Annotated in this window: 19 protein-coding genes; 4 read left to right on the top strand and 15 right to left on the bottom strand. The window is 73.1% G+C overall.

The genetic code is table 11. The features are described from left to right. Window positions 1–78: 78 nt before the first annotated feature. Genes ACN260_RS09065 through ACN260_RS09045 form a run of 5 tightly spaced genes read right to left on the bottom strand, consistent with a single transcriptional unit; the run spans window position 79 to window position 5,084 of the window. Window positions 79–999: a carbohydrate ABC transporter permease gene (locus ACN260_RS09065; protein ID WP_422755524.1), complete on the bottom strand. Its 921-nt coding sequence runs from the start codon at window positions 997–999 to the stop codon at window positions 79–81. 1 nt (window position 1,000) lies between these two features. Then, window positions 1,001–1,909, bottom strand: coding sequence for a carbohydrate ABC transporter permease (locus ACN260_RS09060; protein WP_422755523.1), 909 nt, complete (start codon window positions 1,907–1,909; stop codon window positions 1,001–1,003). A gap of 20 nt (window positions 1,910–1,929) precedes the next feature. Next, a complete protein-coding gene (ngcE, locus tag ACN260_RS09055) occupies window positions 1,930–3,366 on the bottom strand; it encodes an N-acetylglucosamine/diacetylchitobiose ABC transporter substrate-binding protein (protein WP_422755522.1) in 1,437 nt (478 codons plus the stop codon). 24 nt (window positions 3,367–3,390) lie between these two features. Next, a complete protein-coding gene (locus tag ACN260_RS09050) occupies window positions 3,391–4,140 on the bottom strand; it encodes a sugar isomerase domain-containing protein (protein ID WP_422755521.1) in 750 nt (249 codons plus the stop codon). Next, window positions 4,137–5,084 carry a MurR/RpiR family transcriptional regulator gene (locus tag ACN260_RS09045; RefSeq protein WP_422755520.1) on the bottom strand — a complete coding sequence of 316 codons (948 nt, stop codon included), beginning with the start codon at window positions 5,082–5,084 and terminating at the stop codon, window positions 4,137–4,139. Before ACN260_RS09045 ends, ACN260_RS09050 begins: the two co-directional genes overlap by 4 nt. Window positions 5,085–5,285: 201 nt before the next feature. Between ACN260_RS09045 and ACN260_RS09040 the strand changes: the two genes are divergently transcribed. Next, on the top strand, window positions 5,286–6,275 hold the full coding sequence (locus ACN260_RS09040; protein ID WP_422755519.1) for an N-acetylglucosamine kinase: 990 nt from the start codon (window positions 5,286–5,288) through the stop codon (window positions 6,273–6,275). 40 nt (window positions 6,276–6,315) lie between these two features. On the opposite strand, the gene ACN260_RS09035 is transcribed toward ACN260_RS09040, so the two are convergent. The 3 genes from ACN260_RS09035 to murD all read right to left on the bottom strand — a co-directional run bounded on the left by ACN260_RS09035 (window position 6,316) and on the right by murD (window position 10,648). Next, the gene (locus ACN260_RS09035; RefSeq protein ID WP_422756666.1) at window positions 6,316–7,797 is read right to left on the bottom strand and encodes a CoA-acylating methylmalonate-semialdehyde dehydrogenase; all 1,482 of its coding nucleotides are present in this window, start codon (window positions 7,795–7,797) and stop codon (window positions 6,316–6,318) included. A gap of 62 nt (window positions 7,798–7,859) precedes the next feature. After that, on the bottom strand, window positions 7,860–9,167 hold the full coding sequence (locus tag ACN260_RS09030) for an aspartate aminotransferase family protein (protein WP_422755518.1): 1,308 nt from the start codon (window positions 9,165–9,167) through the stop codon (window positions 7,860–7,862). A 131-nt stretch (window positions 9,168–9,298) separates the two neighbouring features. Beyond that, window positions 9,299–10,648 (bottom strand): UDP-N-acetylmuramoyl-L-alanine--D-glutamate ligase, encoded by a 1,350-nt coding sequence (gene murD, locus ACN260_RS09025; RefSeq protein ID WP_422755517.1) that lies wholly within the window; start codon window positions 10,646–10,648, stop codon window positions 9,299–9,301. A gap of 88 nt (window positions 10,649–10,736) precedes the next feature. On the opposite strand from murD, the gene ACN260_RS09020 reads away from it, so the two are divergent. Beyond that, window positions 10,737–12,086 carry a hypothetical protein gene (locus tag ACN260_RS09020; protein ID WP_422755516.1) on the top strand — a complete coding sequence of 450 codons (1,350 nt, stop codon included), beginning with the start codon at window positions 10,737–10,739 and terminating at the stop codon, window positions 12,084–12,086. Window positions 12,087–12,422: 336 nt separating this feature from the next. Here the strand turns inward: ACN260_RS09020 and ACN260_RS09015 are convergent, their stop codons facing one another. The 3 genes from ACN260_RS09015 to ACN260_RS09005 form a co-directional block, all read right to left on the bottom strand. Then, window positions 12,423–14,108 (bottom strand): PucR family transcriptional regulator, encoded by a 1,686-nt coding sequence (locus ACN260_RS09015; RefSeq protein WP_422755515.1) that lies wholly within the window; start codon window positions 14,106–14,108, stop codon window positions 12,423–12,425. A gap of 119 nt (window positions 14,109–14,227) precedes the next feature. Continuing rightward, window positions 14,228–15,679 (bottom strand): argininosuccinate synthase, encoded by a 1,452-nt coding sequence (argG, locus tag ACN260_RS09010; RefSeq protein ID WP_357766283.1) that lies wholly within the window; start codon window positions 15,677–15,679, stop codon window positions 14,228–14,230. 56 nt (window positions 15,680–15,735) lie between these two features. After that, complete coding sequence (locus ACN260_RS09005) at window positions 15,736–16,551, bottom strand: TrmH family RNA methyltransferase (protein WP_422755514.1); 816 nt, start codon at window positions 16,549–16,551, stop codon at window positions 15,736–15,738. A gap of 185 nt (window positions 16,552–16,736) precedes the next feature. Here ACN260_RS09005 and ACN260_RS09000 point away from each other — a divergent pair, with 185 nt between their 5' ends. Together ACN260_RS09000 and ACN260_RS08995 are read left to right on the top strand one after the other, a co-directional pair. Beyond that, complete coding sequence (locus tag ACN260_RS09000) at window positions 16,737–18,569, top strand: thiamine pyrophosphate-requiring protein (protein ID WP_422755513.1); 1,833 nt, start codon at window positions 16,737–16,739, stop codon at window positions 18,567–18,569. Window positions 18,570–18,757: 188 nt separating this feature from the next. Beyond that, window positions 18,758–19,363, top strand: coding sequence for a dTMP kinase (locus tag ACN260_RS08995; RefSeq protein ID WP_422755512.1), 606 nt, complete (start codon window positions 18,758–18,760; stop codon window positions 19,361–19,363). A gap of 156 nt (window positions 19,364–19,519) precedes the next feature. On the opposite strand, the gene ACN260_RS08990 is transcribed toward ACN260_RS08995, so the two are convergent. The 4 genes from ACN260_RS08990 to ACN260_RS08975 form a co-directional block, all read right to left on the bottom strand. Next, window positions 19,520–21,751 (bottom strand): transglycosylase domain-containing protein, encoded by a 2,232-nt coding sequence (locus ACN260_RS08990; protein ID WP_422755511.1) that lies wholly within the window; start codon window positions 21,749–21,751, stop codon window positions 19,520–19,522. Between the two features lie 212 nt (window positions 21,752–21,963). Next, window positions 21,964–22,725, bottom strand: a complete 762-nt coding sequence (locus ACN260_RS08985) for a hypothetical protein (protein WP_422755510.1) — start codon at window positions 22,723–22,725, stop codon at window positions 21,964–21,966. A 203-nt stretch (window positions 22,726–22,928) separates the two neighbouring features. Continuing rightward, window positions 22,929–24,035, bottom strand: a complete 1,107-nt coding sequence (locus ACN260_RS08980) for an SPFH domain-containing protein (protein WP_422755509.1) — start codon at window positions 24,033–24,035, stop codon at window positions 22,929–22,931. 4 nt (window positions 24,036–24,039) lie between these two features. Then, window positions 24,040–24,513 (bottom strand): NfeD family protein, encoded by a 474-nt coding sequence (locus tag ACN260_RS08975; protein ID WP_422755508.1) that lies wholly within the window; start codon window positions 24,511–24,513, stop codon window positions 24,040–24,042. Window positions 24,514–24,575: the final 62 nt, after the last annotated feature.

Raw genomic sequence — 24,575 nt, 5'->3', positions numbered from 1 at the left:
TGCCCCGCCCCTGTGACACCCCGACCCGGATCACCCGGTCGGGGTGGTGGGGTGAGGGGGCCCCGCCACCCCGACCGGTTACTTCACCGCGCCGGAGGTCAGGCCGGACTGGATCTGCCGCTGGAAGATCGCGTACACGATGATCATCGGGAGGATGGCGATGGTCAGGGCGGCGAACAGGCCGGACCAGTCGGCCTCGTAGCCGGCGTTGACCGAGATGTCCGCGATGCCCTGGGTGAGCACCCACTTGTCCTTGGCGTTGGAGAGCAGCACCAGGGGCAACTGGTACTGCGCCCACTGCCCGATGATGTTGAAGATCGCCACGCTGATCAGTCCCGGCTTCGCCATCGGCAGCATCACCTGGAAGAACAACCTGGTGTGCGAGCAGCCGTCGATCATGCCGGCCTCGGCCACCGAGTTCGGCAGCGTCCGGAAGAACGCGGCCAGGAAGAAGATGGTGAACGGCAGCGAGTAGGCGATGTAGACCAGGATCACCCCGGTGTGGGTGTCCAGCAGGCCCAGGTTGCGGACCACGAAGAACAGCGGCACCAGCGCCAGGAAGACCGGGAAGGCCAACCCGGAGACGAACAGGTAGTAGATCGCCCGGTTGCCCCGGAACTTGTACCGGGCCAGCACGTACGCGGCCATCGAACCGAACAGCATGGTGCCGAAGGTGCTGCACGACACCACGAAGACGCTGTTGAGGAAGTAGCGGCCGACGTGCGCCTTGGTCCAGGCCCGGCCGAAGTTCTCCCAGCGCAACTCCGCCGGCAGCGTCCACGGGCTGCTGAAGATCTCGCCGGTGTTCTTGAACGCGGCCAGGAACGTCCAGAGGATCGGCACGATGACGATCACCGCCCAGACGGCGAGCGCCACCTGACCGAGCCCGCTGAACAGTCGTACCTCGTGGTGCTCGCCCCGGCCCCTGCGGGTGCGGGCGGCGGGCCGGCCGGGCGGGGTGTCCGCCGCGGCCGGCGGCAGCGTCGTCTGTGCGGCCATCTCAGTACTCCACGCTTTCCCGCTTGGTCAACCGCAGCGTCAGCGCCGCGAACGTGAGGGTGAGGAAGAACAGCGCCACACCCATCGCCGAGGCGTAGCCGTACTTCGAGTAGACGAAGGCGTTGCGGTAGATCTCCACCGCCAGCACCGTCGTCGCGCCGTCCGGGCCGCCGCTGTCCACCGAGAGCACCGCGACGATGGCGAACGCGTCAAACGCGGCGATGCCGAGATAGACCCAGGCCACCTGGAGGGTGTCCCAGAGCAGTGGCAGGGTGACCCGGAAGAACAGCATCACCTTGCTCGCCCCGTCCATCTCGGCCGCCTCGTAGATCTCACCCGGGATGGAGGCCATCCCGGCCGAGAAGAGCACCACGTAGAAGCCGACGGCCTGCCAGACCAGCACCGCGATGATCGACCAGAGGGCCAGGTTCGGCCGGACCAGGAACAGCACCGGGTCCAGCCCGAGCTTCATCAGCACGCCGTTGATCAGGCCGGACTCGTTGGGTCGGTACACCATCTGGAACAGCACCGCGATGATGGCCACCGCCAGGACCTGGGGGAAGAAGAACACCACCCGGTAGAACTTCGACCCCCGGACCCCCTGCCGCTGGCCACCCACGCTACGCCCGCCCACGTTGAGCAGGAAGGCGAAGAACAACGCGATGGCGATCGTGATCAGCGGCAGGGCAATCAGCAGTACGCCGTGGTGCTGGACCGCCTGCCAGAAGCGCCCGTCGTCGAGCAGCCGCCGGTAGTTGTCGAAGCCCACCCACTGCGGGGCGGACAACCCCCGCCAGTTGGTCATCGAAATCTGGAACGCCTGCGCGTACGGCGCGATGACGAAGACCACGTACAGCGTGACCGGGGCGAACAGGAACCCGATCACGAACGGATACTTGCCGTGCCGCATGATCCCGCTTCTCCGCTCGGTCAGCGCGTGAACTTGGCGACGGAGCTGTCCTTCTTGATGGCGTCGGCCCGCTTCTGGATCCGCTCCACGAAGGCATCGGCCTTGATCCGGCCGAACATCAGCTCGTTGGTGGCGGTCCGCGCCTCGGTGTCCAGCTCCTTGTACCAGCCGTCGAAGTACAGGTTGAACACGTCCTTGCCGGCGGCGGCGAGGGCGGCCTGGGAACTGGCCACGCCGGGCGGAAAGGCGAAGCCGGCGCTGCCGGCGGTGACCACGGTCGGGGCCTTGACCACCTCGGTGAAGCCCTTCGCCCCGGCGACGGAGAGCATCTGGCGCATGTACTCCAGGCCACCGCGCGGGTTCTTGCTCTTGGCCGAGACGAAGTAGCCCTCACCGGCGGTGGCGCGCACCGCGGTCGCCGGCAGCTTGTCCGAACCGGACAGGCTCGGCACCGGCATGAGCTGGTACTCGAAGCCGGCCGGGGTGTCCTTCTTCTGCTCGCCCTCCAGCCAGTCGCCGCTGGGGTAGAGGGCCAGCTTGTACTGGTTCTGCCGCAGCTGCACGTCGGTGTGCTTGAGCCCCTCGAAGCTCTTGTCGACGTACTTGGCGCCGATCTCCTCCCACGCCTGCGCCGCCTGCTTGACCGCGTCCTGCTGCCAGGCGCCGTCCTCCAGGTTGTCGATGTTCTTGAGCACGTCGGTGCCGCCGATCTTCGCGGCGTGGGTCAGGATCACGTTCCACTGGTAGTAGGCCGCGTTCGCCCCGGCGTAGCCGTACGGGGTGATGCCCTTGGACTTGATCCCGTCGAGCAGTGCGGTGAACTCCGACCAGGTCTTCGCCGGCGCCCAACCGTTCTCCTTGAACAGCTTGCCCGAGTACCAGATGCCGAAGACCGTGGAGACGTAGTACAGCACGTACGGCTTGCCGTTGAACGAGCCCGCCTCGACCGTGCCGGGCACGACGGTGTCGCGGACCTTCTTGTTCGGGTCGTCGACCGACGGGGCGTCCCACAGCTCGGTGAGGTCCATCAGCTGCCCGTCGGCCACCAGCGAGCCGAAGTCGATCAGCTTCTCGCCGGAGTTGTTGACGAACTCCGGCGGGTTGCCCGAGGCGAACCGGGGCTGGAGCACGGTGGAGACCGCCTGGGTGGACTGGTGCTTGATCTCCGCCTTGGGGAACGCCTTCTTGTACAGCGGCTCGTGCACGTCGGTGGCGTACTTCTCGCCGTAGCCGCCGTTGAAGATGACCACCTCCAGCGGGGCGTCCTCGGCGACACCCAGCGGGTTGGCGGCGCTCTTGGTGCCCTCCTCGGCCTTGGTGGGGGTCTCGTCGGAGCCGCTGGTGGCGCAGGCGCCCAGCAGGCTGACCACCGGTGTGGCGAGCAGGCCCGCCGCGGCGGTGCGGCCCAGCAGGGTGCGCCGGCTCAGCGCGGCGGGGGTCTCGGGGGTATTCGACATCGTCGTCTCTCCTTGGGTGTCCGGTCAGGCGGTGCGCCGGAGACGCCCGGCGTACCGCGACTCGAGGGCGAGGTTGTGCGCGTCCCCACCGGGGACGTTGGCGGAGAGGTAGATAGGGGGTACCTCTCCGGCCTGGTGGAACCGTCGGACGACCTCCGCGGTCACCAGTTGCGCCAGCAGCGCGGAGGTGACCGAGGAGACCGCACAGACCGCGCCGCCGCCCTCCAGCGGCAGCAGTGCGTCGCCGTACGGCGCGCCGTTGTCCAGCACGACGTCGGCGAGTTCGGCGAGTCGACGCCCGGACGGGTGGCGGGGTGCGACCCGTGCGGTGTGCGCGACCGAGGTGACCGCGATGAGCGGATGGCCGTGCCCGGTGACCAGCGTCGCCAGCTCGACCACCGAGCCGTTGATGCCGGACTGCGAGGCGATCAGGAAGACGTCGGCCGGCTGCGGCCGGGCCAGCGGGTAGAGCTGGTGGGCCACGGCCGGGTCTCGTTCCAGTTTGGGGTCGGTGAGCACGTCGCGCGGGGCGTCGCCGTGCAGCACCAGGTCGTGCAGGCCGATCCGGTTGGTGGGTACCAGGCCGCCGGCGCGGGCCACCAGTTCGGCGGCGAACGCCTCGGAGTGGCCGGCGCCGAACGCCTGGAGCACCCCGCCGGCCCGCAGGCTGGCCGCGATCAGGTCGGCGGCCCGGCCGACCGCCTCGGCCTGGGTGTCGAGCAGCCGGTCGAGGACGGGCCGGACGGCCCGCGCGTACCCCTGTGCACTGATCATGAGGTGGTCCCCTTCGCGGCCTTGTGCCCCTGCACGGCCTGGGCGGTACGCCGGAAGGCCGCGTGGGCGCGGTCGTGGGTGCGCTGCGCCACGGCGATGTAGAGCAGGTCGAGCACGACGAGTTGGGGGTGCCGGGCGGACAGCGCGTCCGGCCGGAAGGTGGTGGCCTGACTGGCGGTGAGCAGGACGATGTCGGCCAGTTCGGCGAGCGGGGAGCGCGGGAACCCGGTCAGCGCCACGGTGGTGGCCCCCCGGCTGCCCGCCTCGGCCAGCATCTCGATGGTCTCCCGGGTCTGCCCGGTGTGCGAGATGCCCAGCGCCACGTCGCCGGGGCTGAGCAGCGCGGCGCTGGCCAGCCCTTCGTGCACGTCGCTCCAGGCCCACGCGGCGACCCCGATACGGTGCAGGCTGAACTGCATCTCCTCGCCGACCAGGGCGCTGCCGCTGGCCCCGAAGATGTTGACCCGGGCGGCGCCGGCGATGGCGACGGCGGCCCGTTCGACCTCGGCCAGGTCGAGCAGGGTGGCGGTGTCGTGCATGGCCCGGGTGTCGGCGGCCATGATCTGGTCGAGCACCCGCTCCAGCGGGTCGCCGGGCTGGATCTCCCGGCCGATGTCGACGGTCCAGCCGGCCGAGCGGGCCCGGCCGGTCTCGGAGGCGATGCCCAGGCGCAGGTCGGCGTAGCCGTCGAAACCCATCGCCCGGCAGAACCGGGTGATGGTGGCCGGCGAGGTGCCGCTGCGTTCGGCCAGCTCGACGATGGTGGCGCGGGCCGCTGCCTCCGGGTCGGCGAGCACCTGCTCGGCGACCCGGCGCAACGCTCCCGTCAACTCTCCCGCGCCGGCCCGGACCCTGGCCAGCACCCCGTCCGCGCCGCGCCGGTCGACGGGCTCGGCATCGACCACCGCGGTCGCCGCGGTGGTGTCCGTCTCGAGCTCGGCCATCGACACGCCTTTCGGAAAAGAGTGTTAACTGTTAGTGGTAAAAGTTCTTACTGAAGCCCCCTTCCTGTCAAGACCATGGGCGAAGTTTTCAAACTGTTACCTGCCGCACGGCCCACCGCCGGCCCCCCGGTCTTGCCCTGCGGCACCGCACCGACCAGCATGGACACCCCCACACCAGCGCACCCCGGGAGGCCCGCGCGGATGTCCGGCACCGTCGTGGTCGGCCTCGACGTCGGGGGTACGTCCACCCGGGCCACCGCCCTGGCCCTCACCGGCGAACGCCTCGGCACCGGCCGGGCCGGCGGCGGCAACCCCACCAGCCACGGCGCGGAACAGGCCGCCGCGGAACTGCTGACGGCGCTGCGCGGCGCGCTGCACGGCGTCGACCCGGCCCGGGTCCGCGCCGGGGCGATCGGGCTCGCCGGGGCCGGCCGGCTACGCGCCGACCCGGACGGCCGGGCCGCCTTCGACCGGGCCTGGTCCGGGGCCGGCCTACGCTGCCCGTACACGGTGCACAGCGACGCCCTCGTCGGGTACGCCTCCGGCACCGCCGCAGCCGACGGCACGATCCTGATCGCCGGGACCGGGGCGATCGCCGCCCAGGTGTGCCGGTGGCGACTGGACCGGGTCGCCGACGGGCACGGCTGGCTGCTCGGCGACGCCGGCTCCGGCTTCTGGCTGGGCCGGGAGGCGGTCCGGGCACTCCTGGCCGACCTGGACGCCGGCACCGCGCCCGGCCCGTTCGGCCGGCGGCTGCTCGGCGAACTGACCGGCACCACCGGGGTGGCCGCCCGCCCCCGGGACACCGTCGACGCGGTGGTCCAGGCGGTCACCCGTCGACCACCTGTGGAACTGGCCCGGTTCGCCCCGCTGGTCGTCGACGCCGCCGACGCCGGTGACCCGGTGGCGGCCGGACTGCTCCACCGGGCCGCCACGCACCTGGTCGACAGCGCCGCCCGGGTCCGCCCGGCCGACGCGGCGACGCCGCTGGTGCTCGGCGGTGGGCTACTCACCGGCCACATGCCACTCGGCGCGGCGGTCCGCGCCGAGGCCGGCCGCCGCTGGCCGCACGCCCCGGTCCACCCGGCCGGGGACGGCGCGGCCGCCGCCGCCTGGCTAGGCGCCCGCAGCCTGCCCGAGGTCACCGACCCGGTGGCCCTGCACGCGCTACTGGTCCCCCCGGCCGACTGACCCCTGATCGTTGTCGGTCAGGCAGCGTGCCCCGGCCGGGTCAGGTCTGGGTGGGGAAGCCGAGGTTCACCCCGCCGTGGCGCGGGTCGGGCCAGCGGCTGGTGACCACCTTGCCCCGGGTGAAGAACCGCACCCCGTCCTCGCCGTGGGCGTGCAGGTCACCGAAGAGCGACGCCTTCCACCCGCCGAACGAGTAGTACGCCATCGGCACCGGGACCGGCACGTTGATCCCCACCATGCCCACCTCCACCTCGTGCTGGAACCGCCGGGCCGCCCCGCCGTCGTTGGTGAAGACCGCCGTGCCGTTGCCGTACGGGTTGGCGTTGACCAGGGCCACCGCCGCGTCGTACGAGTCGACCCGGACGACACCGAGCACCGGGCCGAAGATCTCGTCGGTGTAGACCGACATGTCCGGGGTGACCCGGTCGAACAACGTCGGGCCCAGCCAGAACCCGTTCGGGTCCCCGTCCGGCACCACGTCCCGGCCGTCGACCACCGGCACCGCCCCGGCGGCCACCCCGGCCTCGACGTACCCGCGTACCCGGGCGGCGTGCGCGGCGGTCACCAACGGCCCCATGTCGCAGCCGCGCCGCCCGTCGCCGGTACGCAGCCCGGCCATCCGCGCCGCGATCCGCGCCACCAGGGCGTCGGCGACCGGCTCCACGGCCACCAGCGCGGAGATCGCCATGCACCGCTCGCCCGCCGAGCCGAAGCCGGCGTTGACCGCCGCGTCGGCGGCCAGGTCCAGATCGGCGTCCGGGAGCACCACCAGGTGGTTCTTCGCCCCGCCGAGGGCCTGCACCCGCTTGCCGGCCAGCGTCGCGCGCCGGTGCACGTGCCGGGCGACCGGGGTGGAACCGACGAACGACACCGCCCGCACGTCGGGGTGGTCCAGCAGCGCGTCGACCGCCTCGGCGTCGCCGTTGACCACGGTGAACACCCCGGCCGGCAGGCCCGCCTCGACGAACCACCCGGCCAGCAGCAGCGCCGCGCTCGGGTCCTTCTCGCTCGGCTTGAGCACCACCGCGTTGCCGCAGGCCACCGCGACCGGCACGAACCACAGCGGCACCATCACCGGGAAGTTGAACGGCGAGATCACCGCCACCACCCCCAACGGCTGCCGCAGGCTGTACGAGTCGACCCCGGTGGAGACGTTCTCGCTGAACCGTCCGCGCAGTGCCGAGGCGATGCCGCAGGCGTACTCGATCACCTCGAGGCCGCGCTGCACCTCGCCGGCGGCGTCGGCGAGCACCTTGCCGTGCTCGGCGGTGATCACCTCGGCGAGCCGGTCCCGGCGGGCGTGGACCAACTCCCGGAAGGCGAACAGCACCGCCGTGCGCCGGGCCAGCGAGGCGTCCCGCCAGCTCCGGGCGGCCCGCCCGGCGGCCCCGACCGCCACCGCGACGTCCGCCGCGTCGGCCAGCGCCACGAGGCCGGTACGCCGACCGGTCGCCGGGTCGAAGACGTCGGCGAACCGGCCGGACGTCCCGTCGACCCGCTCGCCGTCGACGAAGTGCCCGATCCGGGTGACCTCCACCGTCGGTGCGGCCTGCGGGCCGGGTGAGGTCTGCCGGGTCGCCCCGGTCACCGCGCCGCCTCCGCCGCCACCGTCGACCGGATCGCCTCGACCAGGATCGCCAGCCCCTCGCGGGCCTCGTCCTCGGTGAGGGTCAACGGCGGACCCATCCGCACCACGTTGCCGTACAGGCCGCCCTTGCCGACCAGCAGGCCGCCGGCCCGGCACGCCTCGACGACCCGGGCGGTCAGCGCCGGATCGGGTTCCGGGCCGCCCGGCTGGACGAACTCCACGGCGAGCATCAGCCCGCGGCCCCGGATCTCGGCTACGCCGTCGAGGTCGGCGACCGCGGCACGCAGGCCGTCGACGAGGATCGCGCCGACCCGGGCGGCGTTGGCCTGGAGGTCGTGGTCGCGCAGGTAGTCCAGGACCGCGTTGCCGGCGGCCGTGCAGAGCGGGTTGCCGCCGAAGGTGGAGAAGCTGATCGCCGGCACCGACTCCATGATCTCGGCCCGGCCGACCACCCCGGCCAGCGCGAACCCGTTGCCGATGCCCTTGGCGAAGGTGAGCAGGTCCGGGGTGACCCCGTGTGCCTGGTAGCCCCAGAAGTGCGCGCCGGTGCGCCCCCAGCCGGTCTGCACCTCGTCGGAGATGAGCAGGATGCCGTGCTCGTCGAGCACCTTGCGCCAGCCGGCGAACAACCCGTCGGGCGGGGCGACGAAACCGCCGACCCCCTGGACCGGCTCGGCGATCAGGCAGGCCACGTCGCCGCTGGTCTGGGTGGCGAGCACCTCGCGCAGGTCCTCCACGGCGGCGTCGATCCGGTCGTCGGCGGGCAACCGGGCGAGCATCCCGCGCAGCCGCTCCCCGGAGTGCAGCCAGGCCACCTGGAGCGGGTTGTGCGCGCTGGCCGTCCAGCCCCGGTTGCCGGTGATCCCCATCGTCGCGTACGACCGGCCGTGGTAGCTGTTGCGCACGGCGAGGATCTGGTGCGAGCGGCGGTAGCTGGTGGCGGCCAGCAGCGCCGCCTCGTTCGCCTCGGTGCCGGAGTTGGTGAAGAAGACGCGGGCATCCGGGATGCCGGCGACCTGCACGATCTTCTCGGCCAGTTCCACCTGCTGCCGGATCAGGTAGAGGGTGGAGGTGTGCACCAGCCCGGTGTCCAGCTGGCGCTGCACCGCCTCGCGGATCTCCGGGATGTCGTAGCCGATCATGTTGGTCAGCACGCCGCCGAAGAAGTCCAGGTAGCTGCGCCCCTGGGCGTCGGTGACCCGGCGGCCGGACCCGGCGACCAGCTCGATCGGCTCGGCGTAGTAGAGCGGCATCCAGGACGGGAGCACGGCCCGGTGTCGGGCCAGCAGGTCGTCGGCGGTCATCGGCACACCCTTCCGCAGCGGGGTTCGCGTGCCCCGCACGCTGCCACCCCGGCCGGCCGCCGACAACTGCCACTGTGTCGCCCGACCGCCGCCCCCGCCTGACACCGCGTCACCCGGCCCCGGGGGCGGGCTCAGCCGGCGGCGGTGGCCCGGATCGCCTCGGCGAAGACCTCGGAACGGTGCTCGAAGTTGCGGAACCGGCCGTAGCTGGGCGCCGCCGGGGACAACAGCACCACCCCGTCGGGCGGGGTCACCGCCCGCGACAACCGGACCGCGTCCGCCAGGTCGTCCACCATCTCGGTACGCACCTTCGGCAGCCCGGCCAGCGCCGCCACGATCCGGGGGCCGCTGTCCGGGATCCCGATCACGGTCAGCTCCCGCTCGGCCAGGTGCTCGGCCAGCGGGGTGTAGTCCAACCCCCGGTCGGTGCCCCCGACGATCACCGTCAACGGCCGCCCGTCGTACGCGTCGATCGCGTGCATCGCCGCGTACGGGCTGGTGGCGAGGGTGTCGTCGACGAAGGTCAGCCCGGACGGGTCGACGATCTCGGTGAGCCGGTGGGCCAGCCCGTGGAACCCGGCGACCGCCACCGCCAGGGTGTCCTTGTGGGCGACGACGTCCACACCGACCGCGTCGAGCACGGCGAGCGCCACGCAGAGGTTGCCCGCGTTGTGCCGGCCGACCAGCGGCAGCACCCCCCGGGCGAACAGCGGCCGGTCGCCGAGGTGGAACCAGTCGGTGCCGTCCGGGCCGGTGGCGACGTGCGCGGTGTCGGGCAGGCCGGCGCGCACCGCCGCCCGGTCGCCCAGTTCCAGGGCGAGGCGCGGGTCGTTGCCGTTGACCACCACCGTGCGCGGGCCGTACGCGATCAGGTTCAGCTTGTCGCGGTAGTACTCGGCCTCACCGCCGTGCGCGTCCAGGTGTTCCGGGAACAGCGCGGTGACCACCGCCACCCGGGGCGAGTCGGCCAGGTCGCTGCACTGGTAGCTGGACAGCTCCAGCACGTACAGCTCGGCCTCGGGCAGGTCGAGGGTGGGCACGCCGATGTTGCCGCCCAGCACGTTGGGCCGGTCCACGGCCGCGAGCAGGTGGCTGATCAGACTGGACGTGGTCGACTTGCCCTTGCTGCCGGTGACCCCGATCGTCCGGTCGGCGTGGTCGGCCATCCACAGGGCGGTGCCCTGGGTCACGGTCGCCCCCCGCGCCCGCAGCTCGACCAGCCACGGGTGGGTGTTGGGCACCCCCGGTGAGCGGACGACGATCTCGGCGGCGGCCAGCCGGGCGAACCCCTCCTCGCCGGTGACCAGCGGCGCGGCCTCGGCGAGCGGGCCCTCCCAGGCCACGGTGAGGAAGTTGGCGCTGTCGTCGACGGCGACCAGGTCGGCCGGGCCGTGCGCGGCGATGGCGGTCACGGCGGCGCGGCCCTCCCGGCCGGCCCCCCAGACGGCGACGGTACGGCCGCGCAGATCGGACAGGCGCACGAACTCTCCCTCGGGGTGTGGACGGTGGGTCCGGGTCCGCTCCCGGCACAGCGGACCCGGCCGGACGAACCAGGGCCTAGTATGGCGTGTGCCCAACGAGCAGCTCCGGCGGATGGACGCCTTCACCTTCCCGTCGTACTCGTTCGATCCCGCCACCGGCGCGGCGTCGTTCGACTACCTCCTCACCGGTCCCGACGGCGAGCAGCGGTTCACCGAGGTGATCACGCTGCCGGTGCCGGCCACGCCACCGTCGGCGCAGACGCAGGCCACCCTGGGCCGGGTGCTGGAACTGCTGCACGTGGTGGCCGGGGTCAGCTACTACAAGGCCGCCGCCCCGCCGCGCCTGGTGCTGCCGACGCCGCTGGGCGGGGCCGCCGTCGCGCTGGTCACCGCCGTCTACACCAAGGGCCTCGCCGAGTACGCCTACCGCAACCGGCTCCCGCACGTGCTGGAGCTGCGCCCCGAGGTGCCGGCCGGTGAGGTCCCGCCACCCCGGGTGTACGACGACTCCGACCGGCGTCCGCTGTCGGCCGTCGGCGGGGGCAAGGACTCCATCGTCAGCCTGGAGGCGCTGCGTCGGGGCGGCTTCGACCCGGTGCCGTTCTCGGTCAACCCCAACCACGTGATCGTCGCGGTGAACGAGGCGTCCGGGCTGCCGGCGCTGGCCGCCCGGCGACGGCTCGACCCGGTGCTGTTCGACCTGAACGCCGCCGGGGCACGCAACGGCCACATCCCGGTCACCGCGATCAACTCGCTGATCGCGGTCGCCACCGCCGTGCTGCACGGGCTGGGGCCGGTGGTGATGTCCAACGAGCGGTCCGCGTCCGACCCGAACCTGATCTGGAACGGTCACGAGATCAACCACCAGTGGTCCAAGGGGGTCGAGGCCGAGGGGCTGCTGCGGGCGGCGCTGGCCGGGCACGCGGGGCTCACCGAGCCGTACTTCTCGTTGCTGCGTCCGTTGTCGGAGCTGCACATCGCCCGGCTGTTCGCCACCATCGACCGGTACGACGCGGTGGTGACCAGTTGCAACGCCGCGTTCAAGCTGCGTGACGCCAGCGCCCGCTGGTGCCGCAACTGCCCGAAGTGCCGGTTCGTCTTCCTCGCCATGGCCCCGTTCATGCCCCGGGAGCGGGTGGTCGGCATCTTCGGCGGTGACCTGCTGGCCGACGAGACGCAGATCCCCGGCTACCGGGAACTGCTCGGGGTGGACGGGCACAAGCCGTTCGAGTGCGTCGGCGAGGTGGAGGAGTCGGTGGTGGCGTTGAGCCTGCTGGCCGCCCAGGACCAGTGGCGTGACGCCCCGGTGGTCCGCGCCCTGGTCGACGCGGTCCCGGCCGCCGCCTGGTCGACGGCGGCCACCTCCGACGTCTTCACCCCCGCCGGCCCCCACCACGTCCCCGCCGCCTACGCCAAGACCCTGGACACCCTGACCTGACCCGCTCCCCCGCGCCCGCCCACCTCACCCGGCCCCCATCGCCCCGGTGATCAAGAGGTTCACGTCACCGGGGCGGCGAATTCTGACGTATTCCTCTTGATCACGGCGAACCTGCCGGCCGGACGGTCGGTGATCAAGAGGAATGCGTCACCCGGCCAGCGAAATCTGACGCGAACCTCTTGATCGCGGTCGACGGGCAGGCCGCGCGGGCGGTGATCAAGAGGTTCGCGTCACCCCGCCGACGGAATCTGACGTATTTCTCTTGATCACCGGAGACCGGGCGGGCGGCGGGGCGGGCGGGCGGCGGGGCGGAAGGGTGGCGGGGCGGGGAACGCGTCAGGGGGTGCGGATGGCGTCGAGGGCCAGCAGGGCGACGTGCAGGGAGAGGCAGGCTTCGACCGAGTCGAGGTCGACGCCGAGGATCCGGCCGATCCGGGCCAGCCGTTCGTAGAAGGCCGGTCGGGACAGGTGCGCGGCGACCGCCCCGGCCGACTTGTTGCGGCCCTGCTCCAGGTAGGCGCGCAGGGTGCCGAGCAGTTGCTCCCGGGGGTGCTGGGCGTCGTGGGCCAGCAGCGCGCCGAGTTCCCGTTCGACGAACGTCTGCAACCGGGGCTCGTCGCGTAACAGGTGCAGCAGGCCGGCCAGCCCGACGTGCGGCAGCCGGAAGACCGGCAGGTCACGGCTGTCCCGGCGAGCGGCCTCGGCGACCTGGCGGGCCTCGACCAGCGAGCGGCGTACCTCCCGCAGGCTCGCCACCCCGGACCCGGCGGCGACGAGCACGCGCGCCGGCTGCTCGGGGTGGCGGCGGCGCAGCGCGGCGGCGAACGCGGCCAGCGCGCGGTCCTCGGCGGCGGCGTCCGGCAGGGCGAGCAGCACCCCCACCGCCTGGTCGTCGACGGGGCTGGTCAGCCCGGCCAGTTTCGCCTCCCGTAGCGCCTGGCCGACCGCCTCGGCGAGGTCACGGAGCCGGGCCGGGCCGGCCTCGGCGGCGTCGGCCGGGCCGCCCTCGCCCGGTCCGGCGGGTTCGGCCGGGGTGTCGCGGCGGAGCCGGACCATGACACCGATCAGGTGCCGACGTTCCAGGGGCACCCCCAGTGCCCGCGCCCGCAACGCGATCTCGTCCACCGGGCGGGAGTGGTCGAGCAGGCCGGTGAGCAGGGTGTGGTGCAGTTGCCGTTCCAGTCCTTCGGCGTCGCGGCGGATCAGCCGGCCCAGCGCCAGGGTCGAGGCGGCCCGTTCCACCAGGATGGTCAGCCGGGTGGGTGGCGTGCCGACGGGCCGGCCGTCGCCGAGGCCCGCCCGTGCCGGCCAGCGCAGCAGCAGCCGACCCCAGTCCTGTCCGCGCGCGCCGACGGTCGTGACCAGCCAGCCGCTGTCGCTGTCGTACGCGGTGCGGCCGGCGGGGCGCAGCCGCCGGGAGTGCTGCTCCCAGCCGGCCAGCAGCAGTTCGGCGTTCTCCCCGGCCGGGTCGTAGGCGAGCACCTGCCGGGACAGGTTCTCCAGCACCACCGGGCAGCCGGCCAGCGCGGCGGCCTGCCGGACCACCTCGGCGGCCCCGGCGCCCTCGACGGACAGTTCGGTGAAGCGTTGGTGGATCTCCTCGGCGGCCCGCAGCTCGTGCAGTTGGGCGTCGACGATCAGGGCGTGCACCGCCTCGGTGATCCGCACGAACGGGGTGGCCCGGCGCAGCTCGACCAGGGGCAGCCCGCGTCGCCCGGCGGCCACGGCCATCACCCGGGGCACCTCGGTCGGGTAGCGGCGGCCCAGTTCGACCACGAGCCCGGAGACGCCCACCGCCGCGAGGTCGCCGATGAAGGCCCGCAGTCCGGCGTCGTCGGGGGGCAGCCCGATGCCGGTGGTGAGGACGAGTTCACCCCCGCCGAGCAGGGTGGCGATGTCGGGCACCTCCGCCACGTGCACCCAGCGCACCGGCCGGTCCAGGCCCGCCTCCCCGGCGACCAGCCGGGGCGCGCCGTGACGGACCGGGTCCAGCGCGAGCACCTCACGGACGGTAGGGAACACGGGCGACACGCTACCCTCCGTGACCCCGGGGCCCGCCAGCCACCGGCCGCCGCCGGCCCGACGACCAGGGCTGCCTGCCCGGCCGGGGCGGTGACCCGTCCCGGCCGGTGGCGCGCCGGTCAGTCGACGCCGAACTCCATCGCGGCCCGGTCGAGGGCCTCGTCCTCGGCGGTGGCGACGCCCCGGGAGGCGATGGCCTCCGCGCCGCCCTGCGGCATCGCCCCGATCAGCCCGGTGGAGGCGGCCTGCGCCGCGCCGACCGCCCGCTGCGGGGCCGCCCCGCCGACCAGGCCGAGGGTGGCGTACTGCTCCAGCTTGGCCCGCGAGTCGGCGATGTCGAGGTTACGCATGGTGAGCTGGCCGATCCGGTCGGACGGTCCGAAGGCCGAGTCCTCGGTACGCTCCATCGACAGCTTGTCCGGGTGGTAGCTGAACGCGGGGCCGGTGGTGTCCAGGATCGAGTAGTCCTCGCCCCGGCGCAGCCGCAGGGTCACCTCGCCGGTGACGGCGGTGCCCACCCAGCGCTGCAACGACTCGCGCAGCATCAGCGCCTGCGGGTCGAGCCAGCGACCCTCGTACATCAGGCGGCCGAGGCGGCGGCCCTCGTGGTGGTAGTTCGCCAGGGTGTCCTCGTTGTGGATGGCGTTGACCAGCCGCTCGTACGCGGCGTGCAGCAGCGCCATGCCGGGAGCCTCGTAGATGCCCCGGCTCTTGGCCTCGATGATCCGGTTCTCGATCTGGTCGGACATGCCCAGGCCGTGCCGGCCGCCGATGGCGTTGGCCTCCAGCACCAGGTCGACGGGGCTGCCGAACTCCTTGCCGTTGATCGTCACCGGCCGGCCCTGGTCGAAGCCGATCGTGACGTCCTCGGTGGGGATCTCCACGGACGGGTCCCAGAACCGGACCCCCATGATCGGGCTGACGGTCTCGATGCCGGTGTCGAGGTGCTCCAGGGTCTTCGCCTCGTGGGTGGCGCCCCAGATGTTGGCGTCGGTCGAGTACGCCTTCTCGGTGCTGTCCCGGTAGGGCAGGCCGCGTTCCAGCAGCCACTCCGACATCTCCTTGCGCCCACCCAGCTCGGTGACGAAGTCGGTGTCCAGCCAGGGCTTGTAGATCCGCAGCTGCGGGTTGGCCAGCAGGCCGTAGCGGTAGAACCGCTCGATGTCGTTGCCCTTGAAGGTCGAGCCGTCGCCCCAGATCTGCACGTCGTCGGAGATCATCGCCCGGACCAGCAGGGTGCCGGTCACCGCCCGGCCCAGCGGGGTGGTGTTGAAGTAGGCCCGGCCGCCGGAGCGGATGTGGAAGGCGCCGCAGGTCAGCGCGGCGAGGCCCTCCTCGACCAGGGCGGCACGGCAGTCGACCAGGCGGGCGACCTCGGCGCCGTAGCTGAGCGCACGGCCGGGCACCGAGTCGATGTCGGGCTCGTCGTACTGGCCGATGTCGGCGGTGTAGGCGCACGGGACGGCGCCCTTGTCGCGCATCCACGCGACCGCGACCGAGGTGTCGAGGCCGCCGGAGAAGGCGATGCCGACACGTTCGCCGATGGGCAGGGAGGTGAGAACCTTGGACACAAGGAAGATTATGCACCTGCCCGCATTCTCATGCAAATAGCCGGGGGTCGTGGCGGCTACCCGTCGGCCGGGTCGTCGCGGCCCAGCTCCCAGAACGCCACCGCCGCCGCCGCGGCCACGTTCAACGAGTCCACGCCGCGCCGCATCGGGATCACCACCCGCACGTCGCTGGCCGCCTGCGCCGCCCCGGTCAGGCCGGGGCCCTCCGCCCCCAGCAGCAGCGCCGCCCGCGCCCGCTGCGCCGGGGTCAGCCGCTGCACCGGTACGGCGTCCGCCGCCGGCGTCATCGCGAGCACCGTGAACCCCGCCGCGCGTACCTCGTCCAGGCCGACCGGCCAGCGGTCCAGCTTCGCGTACGGCACCGCGAACACCTCCCCCATGCTGACCCGCACGCTGCGCCGGTACAGCGGATCGGCACAGGACGGCGAGAGCAGCACCGCGTCGATGCCGAGCGCGGCGGCCCCCCGGAAGATCGCGCCGAGGTTGGTGTGGTTGTTGATGTCCTCCAGGACCACCACCCGGCGGGCGGCGGCCAGCACCTCGGCGGCCGTGGGCAGGGGCTTGCGGTGGAACGAGGCGAGCACCCCCCGGTGGACGTGGAAGCCGGTCGCCTTCTCCAGCACGTCCGGGGTGGCCGCGTAGACCGGGGCGTCCCCGGTGTCCAGGTCGGCGAGCTGGTCGACCCGCTTGGCGTCGACCAGGTACGACCGGGCCGGGTAGCCGGCCCGCAACGCCCGGCGCAGCACCAGTTCCCCCTCGGCGATGAACAACCCGTGCGGGGGCTCCCAACGGGTACGCAGCTCGACGTCGGTCAACGCCCGGTAGTCGGCGATCCGGGCGTCGTCGGGGTCGGTGATCTCGTGTACGGGCACCGCCCGATTCTGCCTGTCCCGACGGTGCGCGCCTGCGGGGCGGTCCCCACGGTGCGCGCCGGCCCGAACCGGTCGGTGGGCGGGCGGGCTCCCGGACCCGGCCGGGTTTCCCGGGGTGACCGGGTTTCCCCGGGCGTGGCGCGGGAAGGGGGCGGGAAAGGGACGCGACCGGAGGGACCACCACGATGAGCGCAGCGGGCACCACCGACGGCCGGTTGCCGAGGAACGCCACGGTCGCCGACCACATCGTGGCCCGGCTCGCCGAGTGGGGGGTGCACCGCTACTTCGGCTACCCGGGTGACGGGATCAACGGGATGACCTCCGCCCTGCAACGGGCCGGTGACCGGGTGGAGTTCGTCCAGGTACGCCACGAGGAGACCGCCGGTTTCGCCGCCGGCGCGCACGTCAAGTACGGCGGCGGCCCGCTCGGCTGCGCCCTGGCGACCAGCGGCCCCGGCGCGATCCACCTGCTCAACGGCCTCTACGACGCCAAGCTCGACCACCAGCCGGTGGTGGCCCTGGTCGGCAACACCGCGCTCACCGCCGAGGGCGGCGGCTACTACCAGGAGGTGGACCTGCTCGCCCTCTACAAGGACGTGGCCGGGGACTTCCTGGCCCAGCTCGACGACCCGTCCCAGGTGCGGCACCTGGTGGACCGGGCCTGCCGTACCGCGCTGTCCCGCCGGACGGTGACCGCGCTGGTGCTCCCGCTGGACGTGCAGGACGAGCCGGCGGTGCCGGACCCGCCGCACGCGCACGGCTACTACCACACCAGTTCGGTCCCGAGCAGCACGCCGACCGTGCCGCCGGAGGCGGAGCTGCGCCACGCCGCCGAGGTGCTGCGCGGCGGCGAGAAGGTGGCGATGCTGGTCGGGCAGGGTGCGCTCGGCGCCGAGGCGGAGGTACGCCTGATCGCCGACCGGCTGGGTGCCGGGGTGGCCACCGCCCTGCTCGGCTTCACCGCCGTCGACCACCGCGAGCCGTGGGTGACCGGGGCGATCGGGCTGCTCGGCACCCGGCCGAGCTGGCAGCTCATGCAGGAGTGCGACCGGCTGCTGATCGTGGGCAGCAACATGCCGTACTCGGATTTCTATCCGCCGCAGGGGCAGGCCCGGGCGGTGCAGATCGACCTGGACGGTACCCGGATGGGGCTGCGTTACCCGACGGAGGTCAACCTGACCGGCGACGCCGGGCCGACCCTGCGGGCGCTGCTGCGGGAGCTGGGTGACGGGCCGGCGCCGACGGCCTGGCGGGCGACGGTCGCCGACGCCACCTCGGGATGGCGGCAGGCCCAGGCAGAGCTGGCCGGGCAGCCGGCGCACCCGGTGAACCCGCAACTGTTGTTCCACACCCTCAACGACGCGCTGCCCGACGACGCGATGATCGCGGTGGACTGCGGCACCGCCACCGCCTGGTACGCCCGCCACCTCCAGGTCCGCCCCGGTATGTTGGCGAGCCTCTCCGGCACCCTGCTGTCGATGGGCGGGGCCATGCCGTACGCCCTGGCGGCGAAGTTCGCCCACCCGGACCGTCCGGTGGTGGCCTTGATCGGCGACGGGGCGATGCAGATGAACGGGGTCAACGAGTTGATCACCGTGGCGAAGAACTGGCGGCAGTGGGCCGACCCGCGTTTCGTGGTGCTGGTGCTCAACAACCGGGATCTGGCGTTCGTCAGTTGGGAACAGCGCTCCACCGAGGGCACCCCGCGCTATCCGGCCAGCCAGGACCTGCCGGACGTGGCGTACCACAGGTGGGCCGAGGTGTTGGGTCTCGACGGTGTGCTGGTCGAGCACCCCGACCAGGTCGACGGCCTGTGGCGACGGGTGTTGACCGCCGACCGCCCGGTGGTGGTGAACGCGGTGGTCGACCCGGCGGAGTTGATGCTGCCCCCGCACTTCACCCTCGACCAGGCCCGCAAGACGGCGGCGGCCCTGCTGCGCGGCGACACCGACCGGGCCGGCATCGTCCGCCGGGGCATCCCCGCCACCCTCGCCACCTACCGCCCCCGCCGCCGCTGACCCCCACCCGGGCCGGCCCGCTGGCCGGGCGCTGCCGGGAGCTGCCCGGGCGCTGCCCGCAATGTCGCCCGAACAGCGGTATCAAGCGGCAGGGACACCCCTGTTGCGGCGACACTGAGTTGATCGTGGAGTGCCGAGTCGGGCCGGGCGACAGGGGTCCGTTGTCCGGGGTGGCTAGTGTGCCCGGGGTGCGACGATCGACGATGGTGGCGCTCGTGGGCGTGGACGGTTCCGGCAAGTCGACCCAGGCCAGGGCGCTGGCCCGGCGGCTGACCTCGGCGGGCGTGCCGGCGGTCTACCTGGAGAACGCCGGCGGCCGGCCACTGTGGAACCGGCTGGCGCAGGCGGTCGGCCGCCGCGACGGCGTGCACCTGTTCGGCCGGCGCTGCTATCCGCTACTGGAGGCGACGGTGCGCTGGCTGGCGCTGGCCCGCGCGGTGGCGGTCACCCGGCTGACCGGGCGGGTCGGGGTGATGGACCGCTGGACCTGGTGCCAGTACGTGATCATGCGGGCCCGGGATGACAGGGGTGTCCGTCTGGTCCGCGCCGCGTACGCCGTCTTCCCGGAGCCCGACCTGGTCTGCTTCCTGGCGGTCACCCCGGAACTGGCCCGACGGCGGGTGCTGGCCCGGGGCATCGACACCGAGGAGTTGGCGCACCTGACCGCGCTGGACGCCGGCTACCGTGCGCTGGCCGGGTTCGCCGACTTCACCGTGATCGACGGCGACGCCGATCCGACGACGGTGGCCGCCGCCCTGGACCGGGCGGTCGCCACCGTCACCGCCCGACGGTAGGCACCGTCCGACGGTAGGCGGGCCCGGCCGGCGGTGGCGCGCAACAGCGGTGTCCAGTGGGACGGACACCGCTGTTGCGGCGACGGTGCGTCGATCGCAGCCCCGGCGGGGCCGGGCGGCAGCGGGTCAGCCCCGGCGGGGCCGGGCGGCAGCGGGTCAGCCCCGGCGGTTCTGGAGCCAGCGGAGCAGGTCGGACGGGAAGTTCTGGTCCTCCTGCTCCGGGGCCCGGGGCGACGGGCGGGGCGTGGGGCGCTGCGGGTTGCCGGCGAGTTCCCGGCTCGGGGCGGTGAAGTCCCGCACCGGCAGGCCGTCGACCGCGGTACGGATGGTCCGGGCGACCGCGGTGATCACCTCACCCTGCACGGCCGCGCCGACCACGTCGCTCGGGTCGTCCGGATTGGCGGCGATGCCGGCGACCGCCACCTGCGGGGTGAACCCGACGAAGGTCTCGGTGGCGTTCTTCTCCGAGCTGCCGGTCTTGCCGGCCACCGGGCGGCCCACGATCCGGTCGACCCCACCGGCGGTGCTGCCGTTGCACTGCCCGTACGCCGACTGCTGGCCGACCGGGCAGCGGGCCGCGTCGGTGGCCGCCCGCGCCACGTCCGCCGACAGCACCTGCCGGCAGGACGGCTGGCCGACCGGCACGGTCGCGCCGTCCGGGCCGGTCACCGACACCACCGGCGTCGGCGCGCAGTACGTCCCCTCGGCGGCCACCGTCGCGTAGGCGTTGGCCAGGTCGAGCGGGGTGGTCGCGGACACCCCGAGGGTGAACGCCCCCCAGTTGTCGGCGTCGTGCGCGGCGAGGTCGGCGTCGGTCCGGGCCCGGAAGGTGATCCCGAGGCGCTGGGCCATCTCCACCACCTTGGCCGGGCCGACCTGCTCCTCCAGCCAGACGAAGTAGGTGTTCACCGAGCGGCCGAAGCCGTCCCACATCATCCGGTAGCCGTCCATCCGCGCCGGGTTGGCGTTCGCCGGGCACCATCTGCCACCGCAGGAAGCCTCCCCCTCGGCGGGGAACCGGGTGGTCAGCCGGCTCGGCGAGTCGAACCCGGTGGACAGGGTGCGGCCGTTCTCCAGCGCGGCCAGCATGGTGAACAGCTTGAACGTCGAACCGGCCTGGTAGCCGGTGATGCTGCCACCACCGGAGACCAGCGGGTTGACGGTCTGCCCGTCGCCCACCCCGTACTCACGGTTGACGGCCAGGGCGAGCACCCGGCCGGTGCCGGGCTCGACGGCGGCGATCGGCAGCGCGCGGGCGTCGTCGGCGGGGTAGACCTTGCGGGCCTCGGCGGCGGCGGTGGCCTGGACGTCCGGGTCGAGGGAGGTGACCACCCGGTAGCCGCCCCGGCGCAGCGCCTGCTCCCGCTCCTGCTCGGTCGCCCCGAAGGCGGGCTGCTCCAGCCACCAGCGGCGCAGGTAGTCGCAGAAGAAACCGGCGTCGGCGGTGACCGTGGCGGTGCAGCCGTTGGGCTGGGCGGTGGGGTGCAGGGTCAACTGCTCGGCGCGGGCCCGGTCGGCCTCGGCGGCGGTGACCGCGCCGGTGGCGACCATCGAGTCGAGCACGTACCCGCGCCGCTCCAGGGCCGCCTCCCGGTCCCCGTCGATCGGGCTGTACTCGTCGGGCGACTGGACCAGGCCGGCGAGCAGCGCCGACTCGGCGAGCGTCAGGTCGGCCGGCGACTTGCCGAAGTAGCGCTGGCTGGCGGCGGCGACCCCGTACGCGCCGGAGCCGAAGTAGGCGATGTTGAGGTAGCGGTTGAGGATCTCGTCCTTGCTGAGCGTCTTCTCCAGTTCGGTGGCGTACCGGATCTCCTGGAGCTTGCGCCCGACGGTCTGCTCGGTGGCCGCCTCCCGTTCCTCGGCGGTCCGGCTGGGGTCGCTCTTGAGCACGTTGCGCACGTACTGCATGGTCAGCGTGGAGCCACCCTGGGCGGTGCCGCCGCCGGTGACGTTGGCGACCAGGGCCCGCGCCATGCCGCGCAGGTCGGCCCCGCCGTGGGAGTAGAAGCGGCGGTCCTCGGCGGCGACGATGGCCTGCCGCAGTGTCGGGGCGATCTCGGCCAGCGGCACGTCGGTGCGGTTGACGTCGTAGAACGTGGTGAGCAGCGTCTTACCGTCGTTGGCGTAGAGGTAGGAGCGCTGCGGGGTGGCCGGGGTGCGCAGCGCCGCCGGCAGGTCGTCGAACGCCCCGAGCACCGCCCTGGTGGCGAGTCCCGCGAGCAGGTTGCCCGGCAGCGCGGCGACCGCGAGGACCAGGCCGGCCAGCAGGCCGGCGAGCAGCACGGTGAGCAGCCGCGTCAGCGGCGTCCGGGGTGAGGACATGCGGGTAAGCATTGCCACCGCGCGGGCCGGCAGCCCACTCCGGCACCCGATTGTCAGGTAACTCACCGTGACCTGCCAGCGACTTCCCCGTCCGGATGCCCTGTCGTCCCCGTCCGTCCGGTCCATCCCGTCTCTCCCCCCGGCTCGGTGATCAAGAGGTTTGGGCGCGTCCCGTCCGGATTCCTGACCGAAAGCTCTTGATCACCGGGGCGGGACGGGCGGGGCGCGGCGCGACCGGGCGGGACGGGCGGGGCGCGGCGCGACCGGGCGGGACGGGGTCAGGGGGTGGTGACGCTGGCGGTGGCGGCGTCGCGGGCGACGGTGGCCGGGACGAGCCGGCCGGACCGGTAGCCGATGCCGATGCCGGCGACCAGCACGAAGATCGCCCCGAAGGTCTGTAGCGGGCCGAACAGCGCGCCGCCGAGGCCGAGCAGGGGCGCGGCGATCATCAGCATCGCCCCGTCGCCGATCGCGAACGCCCCGGACCGGGCCACCGCCCAGCCGATGAGCAGCCAGCCCACGGTGTAACAGGTGGCACCGAGCAGCACCAGCGTCCGGGCGGTGGTGCCGAAGACGGGGGTAGACGCGGCCAGGCCGGCGAAGGGCAGCATCAGGACCGTACCGCCGATGCTGGTCAGCAGCCCGGCCACCGCGCCCCGCCGGCTGCGGGTGGCCGCGAGCAGGCCGGTGAGCGCGAGCAGGGCGAGCAGGCCCAGCCAGATCGCCGCCACCCAGCCGAGCAGGTAGAGCGGCTGGCCGTCCGCCGGGTAGGGGTCGTTGCCGACCCCGCCGTCGCTGGCCATCGCCACCGTGCCGGTGAGCACCGCGTAGGCGGGCAGCAGCCAGACCGCGGCGCGGGCCAGCCGGCGCAGCGACCAGGCCCAACTGGCGTCGGTGGCCGGCGCGGCCGGTCCGGGTTCGCCGACGAAGGGCAGCACCCCGAAGCCGCCGCCGGTGCGCCGGGTGCCCAGCGGCCCGGCCGGGTCGTGTGCGCCGGGAACGGGGGTACGGGAGAACAGCCGCTGCGCCGGGTCCTTCATGCCTCACCTCGTCCGCTCCGCCGGGCGACGCCGGCTACCTGCCGGGTGGTCGACCCACCCGTCCCTGCCCGCGACGGGTGGCACGGAACGCGTCGACGCCCCGGGCCTGACCACCACCCGTCCCTCAGGACCGATCGTGGCAGGCGCCGGGGCGCCGAATGAGCGTTTCTCACATTTGCCGCCCGGGGTGGGCGGCGCCGGGGTCAGGCCCGTTCGCGCTGGTCGGCCGGGTCGCTGACCAGGCTGGCCGGGGAGACCGGCTCGGGCGCCGGCAGCCCCTTGGGCACGTTGCCACCGGTGGCCTGCGCCTCGGCGACGCGGACCTCGTCGTGGATCTGCTGGGCGGCGCTGGCCGCCGCCTCGGCCGCCTCGGCGGCCTCCCGCTCGACCTCGCTGGCGGTGCGCTTCGCCTCGGGGGCCGGCTCGTCGCCGACCATCTTGCTCAGCCCGCCCAGCGCACCGCCCATGCCCTCCAGCGCCTTGGTCAGCTCGGCCGGGACGATCCAGACCTTGTTGGCCGTGCCGTTGGCGATCTGCGGCAGCGCCTGGAGGTACTGGTAGGCCAGCACCTTCTGGCTCGGGTTCGCGGTGTGGATCGCGTCGAAGACCGTGCGGATCGCCTTCGCCTGGCCCTCGGCCTGGAGGATGCGGGCCTGCCGGTCACCGTCGGCGCGCAGCACCGCCGCCTGCTTCTCACCCTCGGCGGTGAGGATCTGCGACTGCTTGTGCCCCTCGGCGTTGAGGATGGCGGCCCGGCGGTCCCGCTCGGCGCGCATCTGCTTCTCCATCGAGTCGCGGATGCTCGGCGGCGGCTCGATCGCCTTGATCTCCACCCGGGTGACCTTGATACCCCACCGGCCGGTGGTCTCGTCGAGCACGCCGGAGAGGTGTCGGTTGATCTCCTCCCGACTGGTCAGCGCCCGCTCCAGGTCGAGCGAACCGATCACGTTACGCAGCGTCGTGACGGTCAGCTGCTCGATCGCCTGGATGAAATTGGCGATCTCGTAGGTCGCCCGGACCGAGTCGACCACCTTGTAGTAGAGGACGGTGTCGATCGACACCACCAGGTTGTCGGAGGTGATCACCGGCTGCGGCGGGAAACTGACCACCTGCTCCCGCATGTCGACCTTGGTACGCACCGCGTCGACGAACGGGACCAGCAGGTTCAGGCCCGGGTTCAGGGTGCTCTTGTACTTGCCGAGCCGCTCCACCACGTCCTGACGCTGCTGCGGCACGATCCGCACCGCCTTCGCCAGCGTCACCACTATGATCAACGCTACGGCCACCAACAGGACCGCGATGAATTCCATACCGTCACCTTTTCGCTTCCGGCAGCTCGCCGGGGGAGGAAATGTCGTCCTGCCACACCAGGGCGGTCGCGCCCTGGACCTTTATCACCTGCACCCGCGCGCCGGGCGCGAAGGTCTGCGTCGCGTCGTACGGACGTGCCGTCCACAACTCGCCGTCGATCTTCACCATGCCCTGTCCGGCGTCGACCCGCTCGATCACCAGGGCGGTGGCGCCCTCCAGCGCCTGCACCCCGAACGGCTGCTCGCCGCTGTCCACCGAGGGCCGCATGTGCCGGCGGATGGTCGGCCGGGCGAGCGCCACCGTCAGCGCCGACACCACGGCGAAGACCACCGCCTGCACGGCGACGGGCGCACCCAGCGCGGCGGCCCCGGCGGCGGCGAACGCGCCGACCGCGAACATGATCAGAAACAGCGTCGTCGTGAAGATCTCGGCGACGGCCAACAGCACACCCAGCACGATCCACACCACGGCGTCCACCCCCCGATCGTGACACGTCCACGCGAATCCACCCACTTCTGATGATCAGTAAGCTCGGTTCA

Source organism: Micromonospora sp. WMMD708, assembly GCF_049315245.1.
GTDB classification, from domain to species: Bacteria; Actinomycetota; Actinomycetes; order Mycobacteriales; family Micromonosporaceae; genus Micromonospora; species Micromonospora wenchangensis.
This window is presented reverse-complemented; position numbering and strand designations above follow the sequence as displayed.

Excerpts from the sequence above, each read along its gene's own strand:
- ACN260_RS09065 (WP_422755524.1), bottom strand. The coding sequence starts at position 999 with ATGGCCGCACAGACGACGCTGCCGCCGGCCGCGGCGGACACCCCGCCC.
- ACN260_RS09060 (WP_422755523.1), bottom strand. The coding sequence starts at position 1,909 with ATGCGGCACGGCAAGTATCCGTTCGTGATCGGGTTCCTGTTCGCCCCG.
- ngcE (WP_422755522.1), bottom strand. The coding sequence starts at position 3,366 with ATGTCGAATACCCCCGAGACCCCCGCCGCGCTGAGCCGGCGCACCCTG.
- ACN260_RS09050 (WP_422755521.1), bottom strand. The coding sequence starts at position 4,140 with ATGATCAGTGCACAGGGGTACGCGCGGGCCGTCCGGCCCGTCCTCGAC.
- ACN260_RS09045 (WP_422755520.1), bottom strand. The coding sequence starts at position 5,084 with ATGGCCGAGCTCGAGACGGACACCACCGCGGCGACCGCGGTGGTCGAT.
- ACN260_RS09040 (WP_422755519.1), top strand. The coding sequence starts at position 5,286 with ATGTCCGGCACCGTCGTGGTCGGCCTCGACGTCGGGGGTACGTCCACC.
- ACN260_RS09030 (WP_422755518.1), bottom strand. The coding sequence starts at position 9,167 with ATGACCGCCGACGACCTGCTGGCCCGACACCGGGCCGTGCTCCCGTCC.
- ACN260_RS09000 (WP_422755513.1), top strand. The coding sequence starts at position 16,737 with ATGAGCGCAGCGGGCACCACCGACGGCCGGTTGCCGAGGAACGCCACG.
- ACN260_RS08985 (WP_422755510.1), bottom strand. The coding sequence starts at position 22,725 with ATGAAGGACCCGGCGCAGCGGCTGTTCTCCCGTACCCCCGTTCCCGGC.
- ACN260_RS08980 (WP_422755509.1), bottom strand. The coding sequence starts at position 24,035 with ATGGAATTCATCGCGGTCCTGTTGGTGGCCGTAGCGTTGATCATAGTG.